Below are 1,318 nucleotides of genomic sequence, written 5' to 3'. Positions count from 1 at the left end.
ATCTGACGGGGGCGCTTCGGCGTCGGCCACGGCTCGTTTCGCTTCGAGGAGCGACATCCGGCGGTTGAGATCCGAAGCCTTTGCCGTATCTGCGATACGCAGTCGGTCAAGATCCTGCCGGAGTGCTGCGATCTCGCTACGGGTCCGCTGCACCAGTGCTGCTTCTTCCGTCACAAGCTTCAGCACCTGCAACTGGTCATCCGATGTCATGGGAGCCGCTTGCAGGCGGGTCGCTTTCTGGACCGCATCGTCCGTCGGAACAGCGTTTTCGATGCCGATATCGTGTCTCTGCGCAGGCGTGTTCTCGGTCGGCATAGTTGCCGGTGTTGGGACGGCGGGATGGGGCGGCTTTTTCATAGCAAGGAGTGCCTTGAGATCCTCATCTGTAGCCGAGACCTGAGGTGCCGGGGGTGATGGCAATGATGTAGGTGAGTGCCCCGGCGCTGGAGACGCTTTGGGGCCTGATGGTAGCGGGGCGGAAATCATTCCGACTTCCTGGCCCAGGGGAGACGCCTGCCTCTTTGCTATGCCCATCACGAGGAAGAGGGAGAGCAGACTGCCGACGGCAGTACCCGCGATGATGACCTGCCTGCGGCGCGGAAGCGCCCTGAAAAGGGCTATTGCATGTGGAACGGGTCGGTTCCTGTCAGGTGCTGCTGTCACAGGTTGAAGGTGAGGGGAGGGAGGCTCGGCAATTATGTCCGCCTCGGGCGAAGGGTCAGGCTCGGGCATTGTGCCCAGCTTGCGGAACGGAACAGATTCGATGCCGCGATCCGCGCTGAACGGATCCCGGGACGTCGTTGCGGTTGCGGCTGAGGTCATGGTGAATGCTGCCTTCTGGTAGAGAGTGCAGAATTCGCCAATATCATGCGACCGGTGCTCGAAAACTTACTTCTTCATGACGACGTCCGACATGAAGATCACGCCAACACTGACCTGAGCGGCAAGGTTTACGCGCGGCTGGGTCGGCATCTGCTGCATGAGCGCGCTGTTGACCTGCGAGGCCGCTGCACCGGCCGCCACGCCCAGTTGTTGCGGAAAATTCAGTGACTGGACGTAGTTGACGTTGCCGAGGGCTCCGATCGAACCGGTCGTGTTCGACGTCATCTCGATCGCCTGCCCGAGCCCCTGGACAAAGGCGGCTGCGGCGGGAAGAACAAAGCGCTCAACGTATAGCTGGTCAACGCTTGAGGCTACCGCAGCTTCCATGGTGTCCGGCGCAACCACCATACCTTCGACCTGGATCGGGGTCGGATCATTCTTATGGAAGACCTGATCAACGCGGACAACCAGCCTGTTCAGATGTCCCCCGGCCCTT

Annotated in this window: 1 protein-coding gene and 1 pseudogene; both read right to left on the bottom strand. The window is 60.8% G+C overall.

The features are described from left to right. Nucleotides 1–486: pseudogene (locus CFR71_RS15760) on the bottom strand (hypothetical protein); the annotation flags it as partial. Nucleotides 487–888: 402 nt separating this feature from the next. Then, on the bottom strand, nucleotides 889–1,318 hold a 430-nt coding region (locus CFR71_RS15755; RefSeq protein ID WP_207781412.1), incomplete at its 5' end, for a DotG/IcmE/VirB10 family protein.

It is taken from the genome of Novacetimonas pomaceti (genome assembly GCF_003207955.1).
GTDB classification, from domain to species: Bacteria; Pseudomonadota; Alphaproteobacteria; order Acetobacterales; family Acetobacteraceae; genus Novacetimonas; species Novacetimonas pomaceti.
Note: the sequence above shows the minus strand (reverse complement) of the source record. Positions and strands in the feature narration are given on the sequence as shown.